Source organism: Klebsiella sp. Shm-1 (assembly GCF_040804525.1).
In the GTDB taxonomy this organism is placed as follows: domain Bacteria; phylum Pseudomonadota; class Gammaproteobacteria; order Enterobacterales; family Enterobacteriaceae; genus Klebsiella; species Klebsiella pneumoniae.
This window is the reverse complement of record NZ_CP161823.1, coordinates 1,143,332-1,167,189: the sequence shown is the minus strand read 5'-3', so window position 1 is coordinate 1,167,189 and position 23,858 is coordinate 1,143,332. Positions and strand designations below refer to the sequence as shown.

21 protein-coding genes are annotated in these 23,858 nt (G+C 57.7%); 14 read left to right on the top strand and 7 right to left on the bottom strand.

Annotated elements, in window-relative coordinates:
- Window positions 1-38: 38 nt before the first annotated feature.
- Window positions 39-950: a LysR family transcriptional regulator gene (locus AB1E37_RS05775; RefSeq protein ID WP_002914199.1), complete on the bottom strand. Its 912-nt coding sequence runs from the start codon at window positions 948-950 to the stop codon at window positions 39-41.
- A gap of 115 nt (window positions 951-1,065) precedes the next feature.
- Here AB1E37_RS05775 and speB point away from each other — a divergent pair, with 115 nt between their 5' ends.
- The 9 genes from speB (at window position 1,066) to AB1E37_RS05730 (ending at window position 9,626) form a co-directional block, all read left to right on the top strand.
- A complete protein-coding gene (gene speB / locus AB1E37_RS05770; RefSeq protein WP_004145693.1) occupies window positions 1,066-2,016 on the top strand; it encodes an agmatinase in 951 nt (316 codons plus the stop codon).
- Window positions 2,017-2,026: 10 nt separating this feature from the next.
- Window positions 2,027-2,890 carry a sugar phosphate isomerase/epimerase gene (locus AB1E37_RS05765; RefSeq protein WP_004174773.1) on the top strand — a complete coding sequence of 288 codons (864 nt, stop codon included), beginning with the start codon at window positions 2,027-2,029 and terminating at the stop codon, window positions 2,888-2,890.
- The gene (locus AB1E37_RS05760; protein ID WP_023317208.1) at window positions 2,887-3,954 is read left to right on the top strand and encodes an isopenicillin N synthase family oxygenase; all 1,068 of its coding nucleotides are present in this window, start codon (window positions 2,887-2,889) and stop codon (window positions 3,952-3,954) included. Before AB1E37_RS05765 ends, AB1E37_RS05760 begins: the two co-directional genes overlap by 4 nt.
- 19 nt (window positions 3,955-3,973) lie before the next feature.
- Window positions 3,974-4,777, top strand: coding sequence for an ABC transporter substrate-binding protein (locus AB1E37_RS05755; protein ID WP_019704833.1), 804 nt, complete (start codon window positions 3,974-3,976; stop codon window positions 4,775-4,777).
- Window positions 4,778-4,807: 30 nt separating this feature from the next.
- Complete coding sequence (locus AB1E37_RS05750; RefSeq protein WP_004212910.1) at window positions 4,808-6,328, top strand: amino acid ABC transporter permease/ATP-binding protein; 1,521 nt, start codon at window positions 4,808-4,810, stop codon at window positions 6,326-6,328.
- Window positions 6,329-7,057, top strand: coding sequence for a class II aldolase/adducin family protein (locus tag AB1E37_RS05745; RefSeq protein ID WP_004174769.1), 729 nt, complete (start codon window positions 6,329-6,331; stop codon window positions 7,055-7,057).
- A 5-nt stretch (window positions 7,058-7,062) separates the two neighbouring features.
- The gene (locus AB1E37_RS05740; RefSeq protein ID WP_015958846.1) at window positions 7,063-7,995 is read left to right on the top strand and encodes a glyoxylate/hydroxypyruvate reductase A; all 933 of its coding nucleotides are present in this window, start codon (window positions 7,063-7,065) and stop codon (window positions 7,993-7,995) included.
- Window positions 7,996-8,055: 60 nt separating this feature from the next.
- Complete coding sequence (locus tag AB1E37_RS05735; protein WP_014907068.1) at window positions 8,056-8,850, top strand: SDR family NAD(P)-dependent oxidoreductase; 795 nt, start codon at window positions 8,056-8,058, stop codon at window positions 8,848-8,850.
- Window positions 8,851-9,005: 155 nt separating this feature from the next.
- A complete protein-coding gene (locus AB1E37_RS05730) occupies window positions 9,006-9,626 on the top strand; it encodes a hypothetical protein (protein ID WP_004152937.1) in 621 nt (206 codons plus the stop codon).
- A gap of 55 nt (window positions 9,627-9,681) precedes the next feature.
- Here AB1E37_RS05730 and AB1E37_RS05725 read toward each other — a convergent pair whose 3' ends face one another.
- A complete protein-coding gene (locus AB1E37_RS05725) occupies window positions 9,682-10,530 on the bottom strand; it encodes a transporter substrate-binding domain-containing protein (RefSeq protein WP_002914253.1) in 849 nt (282 codons plus the stop codon).
- Window positions 10,531-10,883: 353 nt separating this feature from the next.
- Here AB1E37_RS05725 and AB1E37_RS05720 point away from each other — a divergent pair, with 353 nt between their 5' ends.
- From AB1E37_RS05720 to AB1E37_RS05700, 5 genes are all read left to right on the top strand, one after another.
- Window positions 10,884-11,501: a LuxR C-terminal-related transcriptional regulator gene (locus AB1E37_RS05720; protein ID WP_004218900.1), complete on the top strand. Its 618-nt coding sequence runs from the start codon at window positions 10,884-10,886 to the stop codon at window positions 11,499-11,501.
- Window positions 11,502-11,604: 103 nt separating this feature from the next.
- Window positions 11,605-12,153 (top strand): fimbrial protein, encoded by a 549-nt coding sequence (locus AB1E37_RS05715; protein WP_032448023.1) that lies wholly within the window; start codon window positions 11,605-11,607, stop codon window positions 12,151-12,153.
- 41 nt (window positions 12,154-12,194) lie between these two features.
- Window positions 12,195-12,863: a molecular chaperone gene (locus AB1E37_RS05710; RefSeq protein ID WP_020802024.1), complete on the top strand. Its 669-nt coding sequence runs from the start codon at window positions 12,195-12,197 to the stop codon at window positions 12,861-12,863.
- Window positions 12,864-12,892: 29 nt separating this feature from the next.
- The gene (locus AB1E37_RS05705) at window positions 12,893-15,430 is read left to right on the top strand and encodes a fimbria/pilus outer membrane usher protein (RefSeq protein WP_021440590.1); all 2,538 of its coding nucleotides are present in this window, start codon (window positions 12,893-12,895) and stop codon (window positions 15,428-15,430) included.
- A gap of 2 nt (window positions 15,431-15,432) precedes the next feature.
- Window positions 15,433-16,461: a fimbrial protein gene (locus AB1E37_RS05700; protein WP_032445574.1), complete on the top strand. Its 1,029-nt coding sequence runs from the start codon at window positions 15,433-15,435 to the stop codon at window positions 16,459-16,461.
- 12 nt (window positions 16,462-16,473) lie between these two features.
- Here the strand turns inward: AB1E37_RS05700 and AB1E37_RS05695 are convergent, their stop codons facing one another.
- From AB1E37_RS05695 to AB1E37_RS05675, 5 genes are all read right to left on the bottom strand, one after another.
- Window positions 16,474-17,568, bottom strand: coding sequence for a fimbrial protein (locus tag AB1E37_RS05695; protein ID WP_004180974.1), 1,095 nt, complete (start codon window positions 17,566-17,568; stop codon window positions 16,474-16,476).
- A gap of 7 nt (window positions 17,569-17,575) precedes the next feature.
- Complete coding sequence (locus tag AB1E37_RS05690) at window positions 17,576-20,131, bottom strand: fimbria/pilus outer membrane usher protein (RefSeq protein ID WP_050485682.1); 2,556 nt, start codon at window positions 20,129-20,131, stop codon at window positions 17,576-17,578.
- A gap of 36 nt (window positions 20,132-20,167) precedes the next feature.
- Complete coding sequence (locus AB1E37_RS05685) at window positions 20,168-20,830, bottom strand: molecular chaperone (protein WP_004185341.1); 663 nt, start codon at window positions 20,828-20,830, stop codon at window positions 20,168-20,170.
- A 194-nt stretch (window positions 20,831-21,024) separates the two neighbouring features.
- Entirely contained in the window at window positions 21,025-21,606 is a 582-nt protein-coding gene (locus AB1E37_RS05680) for a fimbrial protein (protein ID WP_004145710.1), read from the bottom strand.
- Window positions 21,607-22,307: 701 nt separating this feature from the next.
- The gene (locus tag AB1E37_RS05675) at window positions 22,308-23,828 is read right to left on the bottom strand and encodes an aldehyde dehydrogenase family protein (protein ID WP_004174747.1); all 1,521 of its coding nucleotides are present in this window, start codon (window positions 23,826-23,828) and stop codon (window positions 22,308-22,310) included.
- Window positions 23,829-23,858 lie beyond the last annotated feature (30 nt).

The following is a 23,858-nucleotide window of genomic DNA, read 5'->3' as shown; positions in this document are numbered from 1 at the left end:
AAAATCACCACCCCGGCGGAGGGAAGCCCCTACCCCGCTTAATAATTCCACTTCGGCCGCGCCACCGTATTTTTCTTCAGCAGGTCGCGGAACGCTTTCAGATAGGGCTCATTGCTGCGCCCGCGCTTACAGATGGCCGAGAACGGCGACTGAAAGCCAAACTCGTTGGGCAGCAGCACCCGCAGGCGGTTCTCTTTGATCCACGGCCAGGCGTAATGCTCCGGCAGATAGCCAATATATTTCCCCGAGAGGATCAGCAGCAGCTGGGCGTCGACGGTCTCGACGGTGGCGCTCCCTTTGCTGAAGCCCCGACGGCGGAGATCGCTGGTGTTCCAGTAGCTGCGGGTCACCAGCGGGCACTGGCTGATCTGCTCTTTATCGAGCTGGCGGCTGAAGAACATCGGGTGCAGATCGCTGCAGTAGAGCCAGTGCTGTTCACGGTACAGCGGCTCGCTGATGATGTTATGCACCTGCGAGTTGTAGCTGCCGATGGCCAGGTCGATATGGTTGTTCAGCACGCCGTTCAGTTGCTCCGCCGGGGTGCGGATAATCAGTTTGATATGCACATGGGGAAATTTGTCGCTGAAGCTGCGCAGAACCACCGGCAGCGAGAGCGCCGTTTCGGTCTCGATGGAGTCGAGCGTCGAGATGCACAGGGTGCCGCTGTGCTCCCCTTTGAGCAGCGCCGACTGCCGCTCCAGCTCATTGAGTTCACTCAGCACGCGGATCGCCTGCTGTAAAAACTGCTGGCCTTTCTCGGTCAGAGAAAAGCCGCCGCGCCCGCGCTGGCAGAGGGTGAAGCCGAGCTGTCCCTCCAGCTGCGACATCGCATTGCTGATGGCGGAGACCGAAATACCCAGCTCCTGCTGGGCCCGGCTGTAGCTCTCCAGGCGGGCCACCGCCTCGAAAACCTGCAGCTGGCGAATATTGAGGCTGGCGTCGTGATGCATCGTATTTAGTTCACCAATAAATGAACTGAGTATTTACGCCAGACGATGTAAAGTCCAGCGCGGGTTGCGCACTATCTCTCCTGTTACGTTTCATCCGTCAGATTCAGGAGCAGACATGGATAACCTCTTTCACCAACCGCAGGGTGGCAATGAGATGCCACGCTTCGCCGGACGCGCCACAATGATGCGCCTGCCGTTTATCGAAGATTTACAGGGACTTGACGCGGCATTTGTCGGCATTCCGCTGGATATCGGCACCTCGCAGCGCTCGGGCACGCGCTACGGACCACGCTATATTCGCGCCGAATCGGTGATGATCCGTCCGTACAATATGGCGACCGGCGCCGCGCCGTTCGACTCGCTGTCGGTGGCTGATATCGGCGATGTGCCGATCAATACCTACAGCCTGCTCAAATCGGTGCAAATTATCGAAGATTACTACACCGGTTTGAATAGTTATCCGCTGATCCCGCTGACCCTCGGCGGGGACCACACCATTACCCTGCCGATCCTGCGGGCGCTGACCAAAAAACATGGTCCGGTGGGCCTCATCCACGTCGACGCCCATACCGACACCAATGATGAGATGTTCGGAGAGAAAATCGCCCACGGCACCACCTTCCGCCGCGCCGTTGAGGAGGGACTGCTCGACCTCAAACGGGTGGTGCAGATTGGCCAGCGCGCCCAGGGCTATGCCGCCGGCGACTTCCAGTGGGGCGTTGACCAGGGCTTTCGCCTGGTGCAGGCGGAGCAGTGCTGGCATACCTCGCTGGCGCCGCTGATGGCCGAAGTCCGCCAGCAGATGGGCGACGGGCCGGTGTATCTCAGCTTTGATATCGATAGCCTCGATCCCATCTGGGCTCCAGGAACCGGGACGCCGGAAGTTGGCGGTCTGACCTCCATTCAGGCGCTGGAGATCGTCCGCGGCTGCCGCGGCCTGAACCTGATTGGCGCCGATCTGGTCGAGGTCTCGCCCCCCTACGACGTGAGCGGTAATACCTCCCAGCTGGCGGCCAACCTGCTGTACGAGATGCTCTGCGTCCTGCCCGGCGTGAAGTACGCCTGAGGAAGCCGCCATGGAGCTGAAATGCTTTCGCACCCTCTGGGGAGTGACGACCCCCTGGCCGCAAACGCTGGATGAACTGCAGCGCGTCGGCTGCTGCGGTATCGAAGCCCGCGTGCCGTTAACGGTGGCCGAGCGGCGGCAGCTCGCCGACCGCCTGCAGGCGTCGGGGCTGGAGTATATCGCCATTCTTTTCAGTGGCGGCGGGGTGCTCCCCGCCCAGCATGAAACGCCCGAGCAGCATCTGGCGCGCCTGCAGACCCGCTTCGCCGAGGCCAGCGGCCTCAACCCGCGCTTTGTCAATCTGCTGGCGGGCAACGATCGCTGGCCGCTGGCGCAGCAGGTCGATTTTCTCGGCAAGGCGCACGAGCTGGCCGCCGGGTTTGGTTTGACCTGCAGCTTTGAAACCCATCGCGCCACCTCGCTGTACAGCCCGTGGCTCACCCTGGAGATCATTCAGCAGCTCCCCCAGCTGCGCTTTACCGCCGACATCAGCCACTGGGTGGTGGTCAGCGAGCGCCTGCTGGATGACCCCAGCGATGACTTCAGCGCCTTTATCGACCGCGTGCATCACGTGCAGGCTCGGGTGGGCTACGACCAGGGGCCGCAGGTGCCGCACCCGGCGGCGCCTGAGTATCAACCGGCGCTGGCTTTTGCCGAGCGCTTCTGGCAACAAATCTGGCGTTCGCAGCGCCAGCGCGGCTACCCGCAGACCACGCTGACCCCGGAGTTTGGCGCCGACGGCTATCTGCACCATCTGCCGTTCACCAACGTTCCGGTGGCCGATCTCTGGTCGCTCAACGCCTGGATGGCTACGCGCCAGCAGGCCCACTTTCAGCAGTTTTTATCGCTCACTGAACAGGAACCGCAGCCATGACCGCCGTGAAGCACGCTTTTACTGAACTCCCGACCATCGATATCCGCGATCTGGCCGGCGATGACCTCGCCAGGCGTCAGGCGGTGGCCGACGCCATCGGCCGCGCGGCGCGCGAGGTGGGCTTTTTCTACATCACCGGCCACGGCATCGACCCGGCGCTGATCGCCGGCGTCCGCGAGGCGGCGAAGCAGATCTTCGCCCTGCCGATGGAGGAGAAGATGAACTATTACATCGGCCACTCCAAAAGCCATAAGGGCTACGTTCCGGAAGGAGAAGAGATCTACGGCTCCGGCAAGCCGGACCATAAAGAGGCTTTCGATATCGGCTTCCAGGCAGCGGATGACCATCCGCTGGTGCTCGCCGGTACGCCGCTGATCGGTGCCAACGAGTGGCCCGATCTGCCGGATTTCCGCGCGCGGGTGCTGGCCTACTACGACGCGGTTTTCGCCCTCGGCCACCGTCTGTTCGACGCTTTCGCCCTCGCGCTCGGCCTGCCGGAAGGTTATTTCAAACCGATGGTGACCTGCCCGCCGGCTAAGCTGCGGCTGATCCATTACCCGTTCGACGCCAGCGTCGAAGATGTTCCCGGAATTGGTGCACACACCGACTATGAGTGCTTCACCCTGCTGCTCGCCGACCAGCCCGGCCTTGAAGTTCTCAATGAAGAAAGCGTGTGGATCGATGCACCTCCCGTCAAAAACGCCGCCGGAGAAGAGGCGTTCGTGATCAATATCGGCGACATGCTGGAAGTGCTCAGCGCTGGCACATTTGTTGCTACAGCCCACCGGGTGCGCAAAGTGCCGCAGGAGCGGTACTCCTTCCCGCTGTTTTTCGCCTGCGATTACCACACGCTGATCCGCCCGCTGTCGACCTTTCTCGCCGCCGGCGAAGCCGGTGAATATCAGGAGCTCAGCATCGGGGAGCATATGTGGAGCCAGGCGCTGCAAACCTATCGCTACCTGCGCGAGAAGGTCAATCGCGGTGAACTTCAGCTACCGGAGCGCGCGCGCGGCACCAATACGTTTGGCCATTTGAAAAAACAGGCTCAGCAAAAAAACCCCTAACCACCCGTGAGGATCCATGATGACTAGCACCCTGAAAAAAATCTCGCGCCGTGTCGCGCTTACCCTCGCCGTCAGCGCCTGTTTCTCCCCTGTCACCCAGGCGGCGGAACTGCTGACCGAGGGCGTCTTTAAGGTGGGGATGGAGGTCACCTACCCGCCGTTTGAGTCTTATGACAGCAATAACAACATCGTCGGTCTCGACCCGGAGTTTGCCGCGCTGATCGCCCAACATCTGCAGGCCAAACCGCAGCTGATCGACACCAAGTTCACCAGCCTGATCCTCGGCATCGGCAAGAAATATGACGCGGTGATCTCCGGGATGTACGTGACGCCGGAGCGCCAGAAGCAGGCCGACGCCATCCCTTACGCCCTCTCCGGCGCGTCGATCATCGCCCTGAAGGGCGGCGCGGTGCAGCCGAAAACCGAAGATGAGCTGTGCGGCGTGAAGGTCGGTCTGCAGGCGGGCACCACCTGGGTGACCAGCCTGAAAAAACACTCCGATGAGTGGTGCCTGAAAAACGGCAAACCGGCCATCACCATTCAGGAGTTCCCGACGGCGCCGGAAGCCTCCCAGGCGCTGCTGTCGAAGAACATCGGCGCCCAGCTTGAGATTGCCCCGGCGGCGCAGATCATTGTCGACAAGAGCCGCGGCCGCCTGGCGATAAGCTCTACGCGCCTGGTCTACCCGCTGCCGCTGGGGATCTACGTCGCCAAAGGCAACACCGAGCTGGCGGAGGCGATCAAGGCCACCCTGGCCACGCTGAAGGCCAACGGCCAATATGCCGCGTTGATCAAAAAATACAACTTAGAAAGCATCGATTAAGACAATAAGCACTGCGCAACAGGAGTCAGTATGGCGTTCGATTGGGGATACTTTTTTTCATTGTTTAGCATTGGGGCATTCTGGCAGGCGTGCGTGACCGTCATCGTAATCAGCACCTTGTCCTGGGGGATCGGCCTGGTGGTCGGTTTTCTGTTAGCCTGCGCGAAGCTCTCGGCGCCGCGCTGGGTCAAGATCCCCGTCGAACTCTATATCTGGTTTTTTCGCAGCGTGCCGCTGATGGTGCTGCTGGTGTTTGTCTACAACCTGCCGCAGCTGTTTCCGGTGACCCAGCCGCTGCTCGGGGTGCCGTTTATCGCCGGGCTGGTGTCGATGACCGTCACCGAGGCGGCCTATATGGCGGAGATCCACCGCGGCGGGCTGCTGTCGGTGGCCAAGGGGCAGAGCGAGGCAGGCCATGCGCTGAGCTTCAGCTTTATCGGCATCCAGCGGCTGATCGTGATCCCTCAGGCGTTTCGCATCTCGCTGCCGACGCTGATCAATGAATACATCACCATCATTAAGCTGAGCTCGATTCTGTCGGTGGTCTCCTTACCCGAGCTGCTGCTCACCGGCCAACGCTTGTATGCGCAGAATTTCCTTGTGATGGAGACCCTGCTGGCGGTAGCGGTGTACTACGTGATGGTGGTTACCGTCTTCACCTGGCTGTTCCGGGCGCTGGAAAATCGTCTCGATATTCAGCGTAAGCGTCCGCAAACCCTCAGCGAGGCGGAATGCCAGGCGCTGCGCCAGAGCCTGCCGGCGCTGACGGAAGAGATCAAAACGCCGGCCGTCAACGGCGCGCCGCCAGCGCTCGATCTGCGGGGCATTCGCAAATCCTGGGGGCAGCATGAGGTGCTGAAAGGCATCGATCTGCAGGTGGAGAACGGGGAGGTGATCAGCATCATCGGCCCGTCCGGCTCCGGCAAAACCACCCTGATCCGCACCATCAACGCCCTCGAAAGCCTTGATGGCGGGGAGATCATTCTCTACGGCGAGGACTATCTTAAGGGCGGAGCCATCGTCGACAAACGCCAGATGCGCGCCGGGGTACGGCGCATCGGCATGGTCTTCCAGAGCTTCAACCTGTTCCCCCACCGCACGGTGCTCGACAACGTGATGCTGGCCCCGCGCTATCACCAGCTGCTGGACCAGCCGGTCGCCCGCGAGCAGGCCCTGGCGCTGCTCGACCGCGTCGGCCTGCTGGCCCATGCCCACAAGTATCCCGGACAGCTCTCCGGCGGCCAGCAGCAGCGCGTGGCGATCGCCCGGGCGCTGGCGCTGAAGCCGGACATCATGCTGTTTGACGAACCGACCTCGGCGCTGGATCCCGAGCTGGTAGGCGAAGTGCTGAAGGTCATTCAGTCGCTGGCCCGCGAAGGCATGACCATGCTGATTGTCACTCACGAGATGGACTTCGCCCTGTCGATTTCCGACCGCGTGGTGCTGATGGAGAACGGCGTGGTGCAGGCCGATATCGCCCCGCAGGTGATCCGCAGCCCGCTGGAGGCGCCTTCTCTGCAACGAATCCGTGAATTTATGGGAGTACGCTAAATGGCAACTGAGCAACACCTGCGCCAGCAGCTGGCCGCCGCCTACCGGCTGGCGGCGCTGTTCGGCTGGGAGGATACCCTCTACACTCACTTCTCCGTGCGCCTGCCCGGCGACGGCGAGCCGCGTTTTTTAATTAATCCCTTCGGCATGATGTTTGACGAAGTCACCGCCAGCAACCTGATCGTAGTGGATATGCAGGGCAAGGTCGTAGCGGGCGACGCGCCGGCTAACTCGGCGGGCTTTACCATCCATAGCGCGGTGCATATGGCCCGGGAAGACGCCCACTGCGTGATCCACACCCATACGCTGCCGGGAATGGCGGTGGCCGCCTGCGAGGACGGCCTGCTGCAGCTCAACCAGATCAGCACCGAATTTTACCAGCGCGTCGGCTACCATCCCTATGAAGGGGTGGCCTTTGACCTCGACGAACGGGCGCGCATCCAGCGCTCGCTGGGGAATAATATCGCTATGATCCTGCAGAGCCACGGCCTGCTGTCGGTGGGCCGCACCGTGGCTGACGCGTTTTACATCATGTACTACCTGAACCGCGCCTGCGAGATCCAGATGGCCACCGCCCAGCTGGCGGCCCTCAGCCCGATCCACACCATCGCTCCGCACCTCAGCCAGCACGCCTGCGAGCAGCTGATGGGCGTGGAGCATGAACGTCAACAGGTCTGGCAGGCGTGGCTGCGCCGTCTTGACCGTCTCGATACCTCTTACAAAGACTAACGCCTATGTCTGATATCACTATCGTGGTGGATTGTAACGACGCGGATTTCGCCCGCGATATTTGCGCCGCCCTGCAGCAGTTTCCCGACGTCACGGCGCTTCTGCCCCATCACCAGGCGGCGCGCGACGCCCAGTACGCCAGCTGCTGGTTCCCGGACCCGCAGCTGTTGACCCGTTCGCCGGGGCTGAAGCTGATCCAGGCCGCGTCCGCCGGGGTCGATCATCTGCCGCCCGCGCTGTTCGCCAGCGAGATCCCGCTGTGCCGGGTGATCGATGAAGATTTTCGCCACGGCATGTTCGAATATGCCCTGTGGAGCGTCCTGTGGTTTCAGCGCCATTTCGACCGGGCGCTGGCCCACCAGCGGACCCAAACCTGGAAGCTCTATCCCCAGCGCGCCGCCGCCGACTTCCATATCGGCATTATGGGGCTCGGCGAAATTGGCGGCTATATCGCCGACCAGCTGGCCCGCCTCGGCTATCGGGTCTCCGGCTGGTCGCGCAGTGAAAAGCAGCTGGCTGGCGTCACCTGCTATCGCGGCGAGGAGGCGCTCGACAGCTTCCTCGGGTCGCTTGACGGGCTGATTAACCTCCTGCCGCTCACCGCGCAGACCCGAGGTATCCTCGCCGCGCCGCTGTTCAACCGGCTACCCGCCGGGGCGGTGTTGATCAATTGCGGCCGCGGGGAGCATATGGTCAATGAGGATGTGCTGGCGGCGCTGGAGAGCGGCCAGCTCGCTGGGGCAGTGCTCGACGTCTTCCCGCAGGAGCCATTGCCGGCGGACGATCCGCTGTGGCGCCATCCGCAGGTGGTCATCACCCCGCATATGGCCTCTGCGGCCTCTGCCGAGGTGATCGCCCGCCAGCTGCTGGAGAACATTCAGCGCCAGCGCCGCGGGCTGCCGCTGAAAAACCTGGTCAATAAGCACGCCGGTTACTGATCCCCGGCTATATCGCCGCTGCTACGCTTAATAGGAGATCCACAACCAGAAGGCAGGAACATGAAGATTGATTTAGCCGGAAAAGTCGCGCTGGTCACCGCCTCCACGGCGGGTATTGGCTTCGCCATCGCCAAAGGCCTGGCGGAGAGCGGCGCAGAGGTCATCCTTAACGGGCGCAGCGAGCAGAGCGTGAACGCCGCGATCGCCCGGCTGCAAAATGAGGTGCCGGGCGCGAAGGCGCGCCCCGCCATCGCCGACCTCAGCGACGCCGACGGCGCAGCGCAGCTGCTGCGGGCCGTGACCGGCGTCGATATTCTGGTCAATAACGCCGGGATCTATGGCCCGCAGGATTTCTACGCCACCGACGACGCGACCTGGGACAACTACTGGCAGACCAACGTCATGTCCGGCGTGCGCCTGTCGCGAGGGCTGCTCCCGGCGATGGTCAACAAAGGCTGGGGGCGGGTGGTGTTTATCTCCTCGGAATCGGCGCGCAATATCCCGGCGGACATGATCCACTATGGCGTCACCAAGACCGCGCAGCTCTCGCTGGCCCGCGGCCTGGCGAAATATGTCGCAGGCAGCGGAGTGACCGTTAACAGCGTTCTGCCAGGGCCAACGATTTCCGACGGCTTTGCCGAAATGCTGAAAGACGACGTGGCGAAAACCGGTCAGTCGCTGGAGGAACTGGCGAAAGCGTTTGTCATGACCCATCGTCCGAGCTCGGTGATCCAGCGGGCGGCCTCGGTGGCAGAGGTCGCCAATATGGTGGTCTACGTCTGCTCGCCGCAGGCGTCAGCCACCTCCGGCGCCGCGCTGCGCGTCGATGGCGGCGTGGTGGATGATATTCTCTGAATCCCCTTTATGCAGGGGAGCCCCCTCCCCTGCCGCCTTCCAGGGCGCTAAAAAGCGCAAAATGTTAAAAAACAGCCGCAAAGTCGCACAAAGTGAACAGGAACATGTATTCCCAAAACTTATGATATTTGTTTTAAATATAAGTTGTGGTGTAAATGTCTCTGTTACGAAGCTTGCTATTCTTTCTCGGCGCGGCGGTCGCGGCCGCCCTCGCGGTACTCTGCCTGTGGGTGGATATTCGGGTGTTTGGCAACGACATCCCGGAAGTGTCGCTCACCGAAGTGGTCCAGGAGAGCGTGCTGGCCGTTATCGTGCTGGTTCATCTGCTGCTGGCGCGGAAATATGCCCACTTGCGCTATAGCAATATCCTCATCGGCGGCTTCTTTCTCGCCATGCTGATCCGCGAACTGGATGGCCTGTTTGATTTACTCTCCCACGGCAGCTGGGTGTGGTTTGCCCTGCTGGCCACCGCGGGGTCGCTGCTGTTGCCGTTGCGCCATCTGCGTCAGACCCTGTCGCAGCTGGCGGAGTATACCCGCACCCCGTATTACGGGATGATGATTAGCGGCCTGCTGGCGATTCTGGTCTTCTCGCGGCTGTTTGGCATGCACGGCCTGTGGTACGCCGTGCTGGAAGAGAACTACGCCCGGGTGGTAAAAAATACGGTGGAGGAAGGCAGCGAGTCGTTTGGCTATATGCTGTGTCTGACCGCCACCCTCGGCTACGCCTGCTACTTTCGCGGTCTGGCGCGACAGGCGCTGTCGCCGCAGCGCTAACCGTGGACGATAGCCACCGCCGGACATATCTGCCGGTGGTGGCGCGCCGCCGCGGTTAACCGCGAATTTTCCACTTCCGTTTGAGAACCTCTTTGTCCTGGCTATCCAGCCACTGGTTCACTTTCTCCAGCAGCGCCGGGTTATCTTTACTCATCATATACACCTTGTTGCTGGCGGTACCGGCGAACGGCGTTTCGTTAGCAACGCAGAACACGCCGGGCTCTTTGCTCTGGTAATAGTCGCCTTCAATCAGATCGGTCACCATCATATCGGCCGTTTTCTGCCGCAGCGCCTGCAGGTTATCGACATTGTTCTGCACGCGAATAATTTGCGCCTGCTTGATGTGTTCATCGACAAAACTCTGGTTTGTGCCGCCAGGGTTGACGATCACTTTCACGTCCGGACGGTCAATTTTTTCCAGCGAACCGAGCCGCGGGGCGGCCTGGCAGTTGGCTAAGGCGATTTTTCCGTTCGCCACCACCGGATGGCTGAGGGCGAAGGCTTGCGCCCGCGCCGGGGTCTCGGTAACCCCACCCATCGCAATATCAAACTTGTCCGCCTGCAGATCGGCGGCGAGCGCGGGCCAGCTGGTGTAGACGAAGCTCACCTTGAGGCCGAGCGTGCGCCCGAGATCGCGGGCCATGTCCACGTCATAGCCCTGCAGTTCGCCGGCGGCATTGCGAAACGCCAGCGGCGCGTAATCGCCCGGCACGCCCACCTTCAGTTCACCGCTGTGCTCGATGGATTGCATATCGCGCGCCTGGGCGCCGCAGGTCATTATCGCCAGCGTCAGCGCCAGCCCCACCGTCAGTCTCATTTCGCCATCCTTAAAGTTATCGTTTTTCATGCCAGAGTGACCGGCCGCATCAGTCACAGTATCCGCAGTGCGAGCCAGGGCATTCATCCTATTTTTAAACACGGGGACATACAACCCGACGTGGGGCAAAACGTTAATTAATCCTCTTTCTCGCTGTGAGCTTGCTGGTTGTTTTGACTTTCAGTAAAATGCCCCGCAGCGCATTCATATTTTATTCCTGGCCATACGTTTAATATATTATTTATTATCGTTTTTTTTACCTTCCTCTTATGCGTTAATAGTTGAATATTAAATTATAACCTCCTGATTAATAAGTAAAAACACTTCATGCAACATCTTTCATTAGGATTTTTCTAATGATCCTGCTTATCATCTTATTTACTCCCCTCCTCTCCAGCAGTAATACTTGGTTACAGAAGCAGTGTATAAGGAAATACATTATGATTATTATCATTTCCGCCAATAAATTTTTTATTAACGGCATCCGGTCTCTGGTTAACATGACCATGAGTGCTCAACGTCGGTATAGTCAAACATTGTTTCTGGATAATATTTCTGACGTGAATGATAAAAGTCTAACCATAGCCAGAACCATTATCGTGGACTATAGCCACCCGGACATTCAACAATTAGCCGCACTGCTCTATCGTAAAAAAAAGATCATTCATGGCGATATCGTTTTTGTCGTTAAAAGTGAGATTCTTGCCGATCCAGTCGAAAACATTATCATAAACTCTATTTCGACGATCGTGCTTGATTATATAGATGTTACCCAACGGCTGCAGAAATACTTACAGAATGCGTCTGATCATCGCTGTATTAAAGTGTTCAGAAAATCAATTAGCTCGCTGGACAGTTGTGTCAATATTAAACTTACGAAACAGGAGGACTCTCTTCTCCCCTATATCATCTCAGGTTTAAATAATAAGAAAATTGCTCAGGCCACCGACCTTAGTAATATGATGATCAGTCACTATCGGAGAAACATCTACCAGAAACTCAATGTCCGCAATATTGCAGGCCTGTATCATTTCCTGCACTCCCTGGAGGGGGGATAAGTTCGCTTTATGGCTATCACAACAACAGAGCTAACGGCTTATGCAGCGTCAATGAGTACGCCTGGCTATTAGCTTCCCAGGGTCACAACAGAAGGAATTGGCTATGAAAATGAAATCACTTTGCCTGGCAATGGCACTCGTCGGCTTGACCTCACACTATGCCTCCGCGGCGGACGGTACGCTGTATTTTTCAGGTACAATTGTCAACTCAAGTTGCAAACTGGCAAGCGGCAATAATGACGGTCTCATTGAAGTTAAGATGGGCGCTGTTCCGCTGTCTAAATTAAAAAATGATACCAATGGCACCGGGCCAGAAGTTGGGGTCAATATTAGCGTCAAAGATTGTGACGAGGGCACGTACTATATTGTGCTCGACGGTGCATCAGCCACCGAGGCGCCTATCACTAACGTACTGGCTCTCGATGCAGGTAATCTTACAGCTAAAAAAGTCGGCATTAAGCTAACCGACCGCAATAATACCCCGGTCACGCTCGATAAACCTTTCGATCCCAACGTCGACCCGAGTATTACGGTCAATGCCGATGGCACCGGTACCTTCAACCTGAAAGCCTACTACTATACCTGGGATAAAGACAACGCCGAAGCTGGCGACGGCAATGCGACCGCCAGGTTTACCATTATGCAGGAATAACACCTGGCCAGGGACGGCACGACGCGGATAAGGGGTAAGATATGAAAACGCTGCTGGCAGTGATCATAGGCGCTTTGGCTTTTCAGACCCAGGCGGCCATTACCATCGATGCCTCACGGGTTATTTATTCGGGCAAAGATAAATCGGCCAGTCTGAAAATTAACAACCGAAGCGGCAAAAACTATATCGTCCAGACCTGGCTTGATACAGGTCCGGAGACCCCCAGCAGCGGCTTACCCATTGTGGCAACGCCGCCCCTGGTCAAATTACGCCCCGAGCAATCGGCACAACTGCGCTTTATTTACTCAGGAACCGGTCTTCCTGCCGACAGGGAAAGTCTGTTTTGGGTGAATATTCAGGAGGTCCCTCCTGCGCCTGAGGAAAATAATATCCTGCAGTTCGCGATTCGCACCCGATTAAAACTATTTTATCGCCCGCAAGGGATTGCCACATCGCTGCCCAAAGCCGTTGAAAATCTGCAGTGGCAGCAAAGCGCTAACACGTTATCTTTTACTAACAACAGTCCACTGCATATTACGGTTATTAATGCCGAGGCGATCGACAACAAAGGCAAAATCTATCCTCTGAAAAACTTTATGTTGCTGCCGTACAGTCATCACGCTGTCAATATCGCCAGCATGCAGCGCTTGCATAAAATGAAATATATTAATGATTACGGCGCCGTTGTTGATATTCCAATAAAAAAATAAACGTCGCACCTCTTTAGGGAGATAGAGTGATGGACGATAGTAAATTACGCTATTTTGCCAGCGCATGGTTAATCTCCATCACGTTACCGGCAGACAGCGCGGAACGCTATAATGCCCAGTTTGTGAACGGCATCGACCCGCTGGCTTTTAATCAGTTTGTCGCCAGCGATGGCGACGTCATGCCGGGCACCTATGACGTTAATATTTACATTAACGATCTGCTGGTGGATAGCCGCCCCGTTCGCTTCTCAGAGGATAGCGCACACGGCGGGTTGGCCCCCTGCCTGAGCGCGGCGGAATATATCCGCTATGGCGTCAAGATTGACGATGACCACCAGCCCTGTTTCGCGCTGTCGCAGACGATCCGCCAGGCAGAGCAACAGCTGGATATCGCTAATCATCGGCTGATCATACATATCCCTCAGCAATATATTGAGCACTATCCTCGCGACTATGTTTCCCCCATGCGCTTTGATGAAGGTATTAACGCTGCTTTCGTCAACTACAGCTATTCTACCGATGCCAATAATGGCGACGGGGGCAGCCACCAGTACCAATATCTTTCGCTAAACAGCGGGATCAATATTGCATCGTGGCGATTGCGCAATAATGCCTACTGGAATAAGTTCAGCGGCCAGGCGGATAAGTGGCAAAGCATCGCCAGTTGGGCGGAAACGAACATCATTCCCTGGCGCAGCCGGCTTGTCGTCGGCCAGACCAGTACCGACAACAGCGTCTTCGATAGCGTCCAGTTTCGCGGCGTACAGCTTGGCACCGATGTCGAAATGCGCCCCAGCAGCCAGACCGGCTTCGCGCCGGTCATTCGCGGTGTGGCCAACAGCAATGCCCGGGTGGAAGTTCGGCAGAACAACTATCTGATTTACAGCGAGAACGTCCCAGCCGGTCCCTTTGAGCTAAATGATATCAGCGCCGTTAACCGCAGCGGTGATTTCTACGTGACCGTCATTGAAGCCGACGGTAGCCAGACGACCTTTACTGTCGCCTACACCACCCTGCCACAGCTGGTGCGGGCAGGCCAATGGAATTATCAGCTGTCGGCGGGTAAGTATCATGACGGTGCTGACGGCTATGCCCCCGCCCTGATGCAAAGCTCGCTCTCTTATGGCCTGAATAATACCTTCACACTATACGGTGGCGCCCTTGCAGCGGAGAACTATCGCGCCGGCGCCTTTGGCGTCGGTAGCAATCTGGGGGAGATTGGCGCCCTCTCAGCCGACTATACGCTGGCGGGAACGACGCTGGCGAATGGCCAGCGCAAGCAGGGAGGGAGCGTGCGTTTTCTGTATGCTAAATCCTTTTTATCAAGCAAGACCGACTTTCAAATCGCGGGCTACCGTTACTCAACGGCAGGTTATTATAGCCTCAGCGATGCGGTTAACGAGCGTCGACGCTGGCACAATGGCCTGTACGAAAATGATTACTGGCCCTCTGACGAAGACGAAAGCTGGCAGGCAAGCGCTCCCCAACACTATTACACGTCCTGGTTTTATAATAAAAAGCATCGCTTTGATATTTCTGCCCGGCAAACTCTCGGTAAGAACAGCGCTTTCTTCCTTAACTTCAGCCAGCAAAATTACTGGAATAGCTCAGGAAGCGATATCTCGCTGCAGGCGGGCTTTAACAGCACTATCCATAACGTGAACTATGGTCTGTACTATCAGAATACGCGCAGCCACTTCACCCATGACGACAATAGCATCACACTGCGCGTTTCCATCCCTTTTACTCTGCAAGAAAACCGCCGGATCAATACCGCATTTACCCTCGCCCACAGTAAATCGTCTGGCACGTCCGGGCAGGCTGGGGTAAACGGCACGCTGCTCGATGATGGTCGCCTGAGCTGGGCCGTCACCAGCGCCTATGATGACACCAGCCATAGCACCAACAGCGCCAGCCTGGGTTATCTCGGCCAGTACGGTAATCTGTATACCGGCTACGCCTACAGCAAAAGCCATCGTCAGGCGAGTCTGAATCTGAGCGGCGGCGTGGTGGCGCACCGCGGCGGCGTTACCCTCTCTCAACCGCTGGGCTCAACCTTTGCGCTAGTGGAGGCCAAAGACGCTCAGGGGGTAGGGATAGAGAATCAGACCGGCGTGCGCATCGATCCCTTCGGCTACGCTGTCGTACCACAAAGCGTTCCCTATCGGGTCAATTCTGTCGCGCTCAACCCTCAGGACTTCGATGCCTTTCTTGATGTCCCTAACGCAGTGGCGGATACCGTGCCTACCCGCGGGGCAATTACCCGGGTGCGCTTTGATACGTTCCGGGGATATAGCGTGCTGATCCATACCACCCTCGCCGACGGCAGCTATCCACCATTGGGCGCACAGCTCTATCGCGCCAGTGGGATCAGCAATGGTCTGGTCGGCCCGGGAGGAGAAGTTTACGTCAGCGGAGTCGATTCAGGCGAAAAGCTGCAGATGAAATGGGGCGAAACGCACCAGCAAAGCTGCGAAATCACCCTGCCCGAACTGCGCCAGGAGCCTCAGCAGGCGACGGCCTGGCGTGAATTATCCTTAATCTGCACAGTAACCCCCTCGAGGTAATTATGCGCCGACTTAGCGATACGTTATTTCTGACATGGCTTTCCGTTCTGTTCATGCTGAGCGCCTTCCCGGCGCAGGCGCTGACCTGCAAGACCACCTCGTCCACGATCAGCGAAGTCGTGAATATCGAGAGCATCATTAAAGTCTCCAGCAGCGAGCTTATTGCCAATAAAAAGATATGGGTCTCCAGCCCTATTACCGCCACCTTCAGTTGCGAAGATACCGATAATTTTCCGAACGGTGAAAGCGCCTATTTCTGGCTGGATCCGGAAAATAAAGCCAGCAGCTTGCCCGACTTTATCCAGGTAGGCATTACTTACAACGGCATCGACTATCTGCTACAAAATAAAAAATCGGTGGAGATTGGCCCGGCGACGCTGTGTGATAAAAGCGGGAATACCTGTAAGTCCCCGGCCATTGGGCAGACATTCAGCCTGGTTTACCAGGTCTATATCATCTCGACGGGCCGCAGAGTGACCGGGGAAGGTAAAATAGACGATAACCTAAAATTGTCGCTTTTTCAGGTAGATGGCCAAGGCGGTCTACGCAACGGCACCGCTGGCGCCAACTATAATCTTTTCATTACCGGCCTGAACCGTATCAGAACAATGGCCTGCGTCCCCACGGTATCTATTTCGCCAAGCGAAATTAACTTTGGCGATATTCCTGCCGGTAACGCCCGACCGGGCTACTATGAAAAAACACGCCCCTTTACCGTCACCTATGGTCTGGTCAAGCAGGGTAACGGCAGTGATTGCGGGACCGAACCTATGCTTGCTACGTTTAGCACCACCAATACGATACAGGAGAGCGCCATTATTTTGCCGCAGTCGGACAGCGGCTTCGGCATTGCCATCTCGCCAAACGCCAGCATGCATCCCCTTATTGAGATGAATGCTCCGATTCACTTTACGCTGGCAACGGGCGCGACCCTTGCGAGTACCTATACGGCGGGGCTGCTCTGGTTGTCGAGAACGCCGAAGCTGGGTTCTTTTTCCGCGACCGCCAAAATCACCGTGACCTTTGAATAACGGCGCCCCAGGCTAGTTATACTCCAGGGCGAAAGTCACCATGCTGTTGGCCGTACCGGCTCCCACCGTGGCGTCAGTCTGCACATACTGGGCGTTGAAATTGATCGCCTCGGCGGTACCGGCGCTGGCGCCGGTCACCCTTTTCAGGATCGGCAAGTTGCTGGCCTCATTGATCTTAACGCTGGTGCCGTCGGGCACTGCCGCACCGGGGTTATTGCCGTAGGTCAGCTTCACGCCGACGCCGCTGGCGCTGTTGCTGGCCTGGCTCAGGGCCAGGGTATCGCTCTCCACGCTGACGCCGAAAAAGCCGATGCGCACGTCGGTCGGCGTCGGACAGAAGACCGGAATCGAAAAGCGCTTCGCCTGGCCGCCGGTAGTCCCTTTGCCATGAAACTCCCCCCGGTTAACCGTACCCAGACTGACCTGGATCGTCGATGTCGCTACCTGGCAGCTGCCGCTGCTGCCAATGTCCACATTCAGGGCGGCGATATCGATGCTGACCGGCGCGCTGGCGACAAAGCTGGCGCTTGCGCTGGTCTGCTGTTCAATGGTCATCTCCCCCACCTGCGGCAGCGGCGGCGAGTTGGTATGCGTCCCGTCCGCCAGTTGCACCGTTCCGGTTTTATAGAAGGTTACCGCAATCCTCACCGTGGTTTGCTGCTGCGTCATCAGCGCCGGGAGCGTCGCACTGTCGCATACCACCACCGACTCGCCGCCGGCGGAGTGGCTGCCATCGATGGCACGCATCGGGCCGCCGGCGCACTGGAAGCTGAGGGCGTAACCAATGCCGTCGATAGCGCTGGGGTAGACATGCTGTCCGTTAATCACCATCGGCGAGCCGCCGGTTTTCAGCTGCTTATAGACGATGCGTTTGGCGCTCGCCGTCGGCAGCTGCAGGTCGCAGGAAAAAGGGATCCCGCTGCCGTTATCCGCCATCGCGCTGGTCATCTGGGTATTGACCGGCAGCGTGGGTAAATACTTGATATTAGGAATATTGACCGTGGTCTGGCCGATATTTGCGCGGCAGGTTTCAGCCCGCACGCCGGGAAGATAGGCGCTCAGCCCCAGCAGAAAGAGGAAAGGAAGTAGACGAAAAACAGATTTCATAGCCGCCTCAGCGTGTCTGGCACAGTCCGGAGACGGTTTTCACCGTATTCAGACTCTGCTGTGGGTTATCCGGAAGATGAAAATGCAGCGTGCAGCTCTGCGACTGGTTGTTGACGTTCCAACTCACCGCCAGGGTTCCCTCCTGCGGCACACCGCTGAGATACACCTGGCCGCCGTCGGCCACCATGCCGCCCGGCGGATTGCCGCTCTCCTCCTCCTCGACCAGCCGCGCACTGGCGCCAAACGGTAGCGGCCCCTGGGCATTGCGCAGGGTAAACAGCACCCGGTTGCCAATGTGGGTCTGGTAGTTGGCCATCACCACCGCGCCGCCGCCGGGGATCACGGTCTGCCCCTGCTGGTCGACGTCGGTGTCGTCGGCCATCGACTCCGTATCGAGGGTAATGACATTTTTCCGGTAGGCGGTCAGAGAGGGCACCACGGCATAGCCGCGCCAGTCGGTGTGCACATTGTTGCCGTTTTGCACCGCCACGCCGGCGGCCCCCGGCGCCCGGACGATGGCGAAGCTCTCACCCACCGTCTGGCCGAAGGTGACGCCGTGCGGATGCGCGACCACCGAGCCGGCGCCTCCCCAGGTCAACTGGTTGCTGGCGGCGTCATGGCGATAGCCGATCTGGGCGTTGCCGAAGCCGCCGTGGTAGTCCAGGGAGGCGCTGCTGTTGCTGCCTCGTCCCTGGTTGCCATAACCTTGCTGAACCGAGTAGAACAGATTTGGCCGCGTCGGCACCGCGCCATACAGCGACATCTGCTGCGAGGTATAGCCATTGCTGTCCGAGGTGGTGTTGTAGCTCACCGCGCTGTCGGACAGCGGACCACCCAGCGGAATATTGATATTGAATGACCAGGAGCGGTCATTTTTTTGCTGGCCGCTGGTGCGGGTGTAGTAATAGCCCACGCCCCAGGAGATCCCTTTCCAGGCGCTGTAGAACCCAAGGTGCACCGTCTCATCCCGACTCTGCCGATGCCAGTACTCCTGCGACCAGGCGGAAACCGCCAGACTGCCCAGGCCACCAAGGCTTTGCGACACCGACAGCTCTTCCCGGCGACGCCGGTTGTCTACTTGCCCCTGGGCGCTTTCAAGGGCGCTGGCTTCGGCAAAATCGTAATAGCCGCTTGACGAGTAGCGATAGCTGGCGAGGCTGAACGCAGTGCCCGAGCTGACAAAATTTTTCTGATACTGAGCGCGCAGCGAATGGCCCGTATAGCGCTTGCCCGACGGCGTACGGGTGACGGCCTGGGTGACATCCCCTCCCAGCGATCCGAACTCGCCAAAACCGCGGCCCAGGCCCAGCGCCCACGCCTGATAGTCCCGGGCCAGCTGCGTACCACCGTAGAGGGTGAATCCCGCCGTCAAACCGTAGAACAAAGTGCCCTGCAGAAATTCCGGCGAGCGCACCGACTCCCCCCCGGAGTGGTAGCGGCCGGCGCTGAGACTGAATTTGCCGCGCCCTTCGCGCAGCATATATGGCACCGCGGAATAGGGCTGGGTAAAGGTACGCACCGCGCCATTGCTCTCGGTCACCTTCACCTCCAGATCGCCGCTCTGCGAGGTGGGGTAGAGATCGCTGATGGCGAACGCCCCCGGCGACACAAAGGTCTCGTAGATCACATACCCGTGCTGAGAGACGGTCACTTTGGCATTGCTGTGCGCCACGCCACGAATGGTGGGGGCAAAGCCGCGCTGGCTGTCCGGGAGCATTTCATCGTCAGACATCAGCTGGACGCCGCGAAACTGTATGCTGTCAAACACATCGCCGGTGGTATAGGTATCGCCGATCCGCAGCAAGCTCTTCAGCGAGCGGACATCGCGCTGCAGCCAGGTGCTCTGGGTATCCCAGTGCCGGCGCTGCTGGTCATACTGCATTGAGGAGATGTTGCGCAGTCGCCAGGCGCCCAGGTTGAGGCCGCTGCGTAAATTGAGATAGTTTGAGCGGCTGCTCTCCCCTTCGTCGGCGTTCTTTATTTGCGCGCCGGAAAAATAGTAATCGACAAACGCGGCCGGCACGCCATCGTCCCAGCGCGACGGATCGACATAGCCGCGGCTTTGCACGTTCATCGCCGCCTGGGGAATACTCAGCGTCAGGCGCTGGTTAGCGAAGCTGAACCGACTGCTGGCGTCGGGAATAAACTTCTCGATCCGGGTGAAGGTTTCGCCTTCATGCAGCGCTTGAAAGGCGGGAAACGCGCTGACGTTGACGCCATACTCCGCCAGCTGACCGGGCGTCAGCACCGGGCGCAGCTGCCCGCCATCGTCAACAAACGTGATATCAGCCTGACCCAGCTCCTGGTCATTAACCACCACGGTGACAGGATAAGTCCCCGGCTGCTGGCCGCCGGGTTTGGCGAAGTAGTGCAGATCGGAGGTTTGCTGCTGCGGGTCAGCAAACTCCAGCGCCGCCGGGTCAAAATAGTCGTCGGCCAGCGCCCGGCTCAACGGACTGAGACAAAACATCATCGTCGGCACCGTCGCCAGCGCCACCGCCCGCCCGGCGGTAACGGGCAACAAGGCATACTCCCGCACCCTGGCTGTTGTTATTCTTTTCATGCTGGCGCCGTCCGGTAAGCTCATCAAAAAGGGGAATTACTGCTGGGCGAAATCGCTGACGCCGCCGTAGTCGTTAATCGCCCGCCATTTGACGGTGCCGTGCCCGCTCACCGGCCACGTTTTCTCGCCGAAGGGAGCCACCATGCCGGGATCGTCGATGCTTTGCCCGCCCACCTCGACGGCGTAAAAAGAGACGAAGTAGGGAGTGGGATTTATCACCGTCAGCCGACCGCCGGACTGGCTAAACTTCAGCTGCTGCCAGGCCTTTGCCGGGTCGCCCGCCAGGTCGTTGGGGCGATAGAAGATTTTGAATTTCGATTTAATATTCACCTGCAGCTTATTCACCTCGCCCTGAGGCGTCGGGGCGATACTTTTGACGTTCAGCCAGAAGACCGATTCACGGTCGCGGGGCAGCGAGGCGCCAATAAAGTTAATCCGCAGAACGTTATTTTGCTCCGGATCGAGACGGAACAAGGGCGGCGTTACAATGAAGGGCACCCTGGCCTTATCGTTTTCCGCGTAATTTTCCACCCACGACTGCACCAGATAGGGCGTATGGGTATCGGCATTGGTGACTGAAATAGCGGCTTCACGCTTCCCTTCCTGATAAATCACACGGGTTCCACCCATGACAATACCGGCCTGCGCTGCCGTGGTGCACAGCAGAAAAGCCGCAACGGCAATTATTTTCTTCATCATGACTTACCATCAGGTAAAAGTTGAACAGACAACAAAATAAAGCAGTGAATAACAGAGCCAGTACTCGACGGGATAATTAGCAAAAACAACTATACCGTCACGAATATATTTCGTGACTTCATGACAATTAACACATTAGCTATCTGTAATTAATCAAGACGCAGTGGGCTGACTCTGAATAACGCGCAATTAGATCAATTATAAATCATATTGAAATTAGCTGTACCGTCGGCTTTACCTGCCGTCACGGTCGCCGCGGTGGAGATATAGTCGGCGTAAAACTCGAGGTCGGCAGAGCCGGTGCCGCCGCTGGTACCCGGAGTGACCGTCTGTTTGGCTGACGTTTTACCGAGGCTGACAGCCGTCGACCGATCGTGCTCATACAGCTTAATCGCTACGCCGCTGGCGCCGCCGTTGATGGCCAGCAGGGAGTTATCAGACTGATCGCGCGCGCCGTCAAACAGCACGGCGACCGTAGTCACGCTGGCCGGGCAATCTTTCACTTTGATATGGAAGGGGGTTTTGGTGGTTTCAAAACCAGTGCCGGTAAAATAGTTGCTGGCCCATTTGCCCAGATCAACCTTCTGGCCATTAGAACTACTATCGACGTTGCAAGAGCTGTCGGTGATTGACCCATTGAAGATGACCTGCCCGCCGGCGCCTTCCGAACTGGTGCCCGAGTCAGGATTGATAGTGTTGGCCGCGGTAGCCTGCAAGGCTACGCCAGAAAGCAGCGCTCCTATGAGGATGGTTATAAAGCGAGGTTGTTTTTTCATTATTTATCTCATCGTTAACGAACATATTTTCCATCATCGACAATAGCCCTAAAGCTATCGCGAAACGGCTCGTCAGCTCCTCCCTGTAAATGTACGTTGCGTTCCTTCCGCAGGATATTAGGCACATCCCCCTCTACTCTGCCTTATTTCGCCAATAGATGGCCATGAATAACAAACAGAAGAAAAAAGAGTTATTTTGATGTGCGAAATAAATATATTACCCGAAGTATCAAAAGGCAACCCGGGGAGATGTTAACTATAAGTTAATAGCTATGTTCGCCATATATTTAATTTTTGAAATGGCTTTTCAATGTTAATTTACATATCTATACAAAAGAAATTCAAATACCTTTAAACAACAACAGATCAATTCAATTAACAAATTTAAAGACAATTGTTCAAAAATTCGTCTTGTTTTATTGTGCGCTCGTCAGAGCGTACACAAAAATTAGGAATTTTCCTGGTATTAATATTCATAATTTCTACACAAACGACGCCAGGGTGCGCCACCTCCACCCGCTAATCCCTTATTATGGAAGTGTTTTTATTTTCAAGTGAAAGCCAATACATAAGTGACATAAATACATGGGCGCTGCCGCCGGCAAAATAACCACCCTCTTCGAATGGTTATTTTGAAGTTAAAAAAAATCCGCAACCCGAATGGATTGCGGACTGAGGATCGGTCAGAAATGAGATGGACTTCAGAACAGGCCCAGCGGCGCGGTGCCGTAGCTCACCAGCAGGTTTTTGGTTTGCTGATAGGCATCCAGCGCCATCTTGTGCGTTTCCCGACCGACGCCGGACTGTTTATAGCCGCCGAACGCCGCATGCGCCGGGTAGACATGATAGCAGTTGGTCCACACGCGACCGGCTTTAATGCCGCGACCCATGCGATAGGCGAGGTTGGTATCCCGCGTCCACACCCCGGCACCGAGACCAAACTGGGTCTCATTGGCGATAGCCAGCGCTTCCGCTTCGTCCTTAAAGGTGGTCACCCCGATCACCGGCCCAAAGATCTCCTCCTGGAAGGAGCGCATATCGTTGCGACCTTTAATCAGCGTAGGCTGAATATAAAAGCCATTATCCAGCGCCGGCGCGATAGCCGCCCGCTCGCCGCCGGTCAGAATTTGCCCACCCTCTTCCCGGGCAATCTGAATATAGGAGAGGATCTTGTCGAACTGCTGGCGGGAAGCCTGAGCGCCGATCATGGTGTCGGTATCTAACGGATCGCCGCGGCGGATCTGCGCCACCTTCTCCATTACCCGTGCCATAAAGGGCTCATAGATGGATTCATGGATCAGCGCCCGCGACGGGCAGGTACAGACCTCACCCTGGTTGAAGAAGCCGAGCACCAGCCCCTCCACCGCCTTCTCAATAAATTCCTCTTCTCCGTCCATCACGTCGGCGAAGTAGATGTTGGGCGATTTCCCCCCCAGCTCGACGGTGCAGGGGATAATATTTTCCGCCGCGCAGGCGAGAATATGCCGCCCGACCGGCGTGGAGCCGGTAAACGCCAGCTTGGCGATACGCTTGCTGGTGGCCAGCGCCTCGCCCGCCTCTTTGCCGAAACCCTGCACCACGTTAAGCACCCCGGCCGGGAACAGATCGCCGATCAGCTCCAGCAGCAGGGTAATGCTTAGCGGCGTCTGTTCCGCCGGTTTGAGCACCACGCAGTTCCCCGCCGCCAGGGCCGGGGCCAGCTTCCACGCGGCCATCAGCAGCGGGAAGTTCCACGGGATAATCTGCCCGACCACCCCCAGCGGTTCATGGAAATGATAGGCCACCGTGGTTTCGTCAATCTCGGCGGTGCTTCCCTCCTGAGCGCGCAGGCAGCCGGCGAAGTAGCGAAAATGATCCACCGCCAGCGGCAGGTCAGCATTCAGGGTTTCGCGGATCGGTTTCCCATTGTCCCAGCTCTCCGCCACCGCCAGATATTCCAGATGCTGTTCAATACGATCGGCGACCTGTAGCAGCAGCCTGGAGCGCTGTTGCACTGAGGTTTTACCCCACGCCGGCGCCGCGCGATGGGCGGCGTCGAGGGCGAAGTCAATGTCTCTGGCATCCGAGCGGGGAAACTGCGCAATGTTGCTGCCGTCGACCGGCGAAGTATTCATAAAGAATTCACCGCTCAGCGGCTCGACAAATCTACCGTCAATAAAGTTGCCGTAAGCCGATTTAAATGAAACCACGGCGCCGGGCTGGCCAGGATGTGCATAACGCATCGCAAATCTCCTTCTGTAGGGTTGAGACGC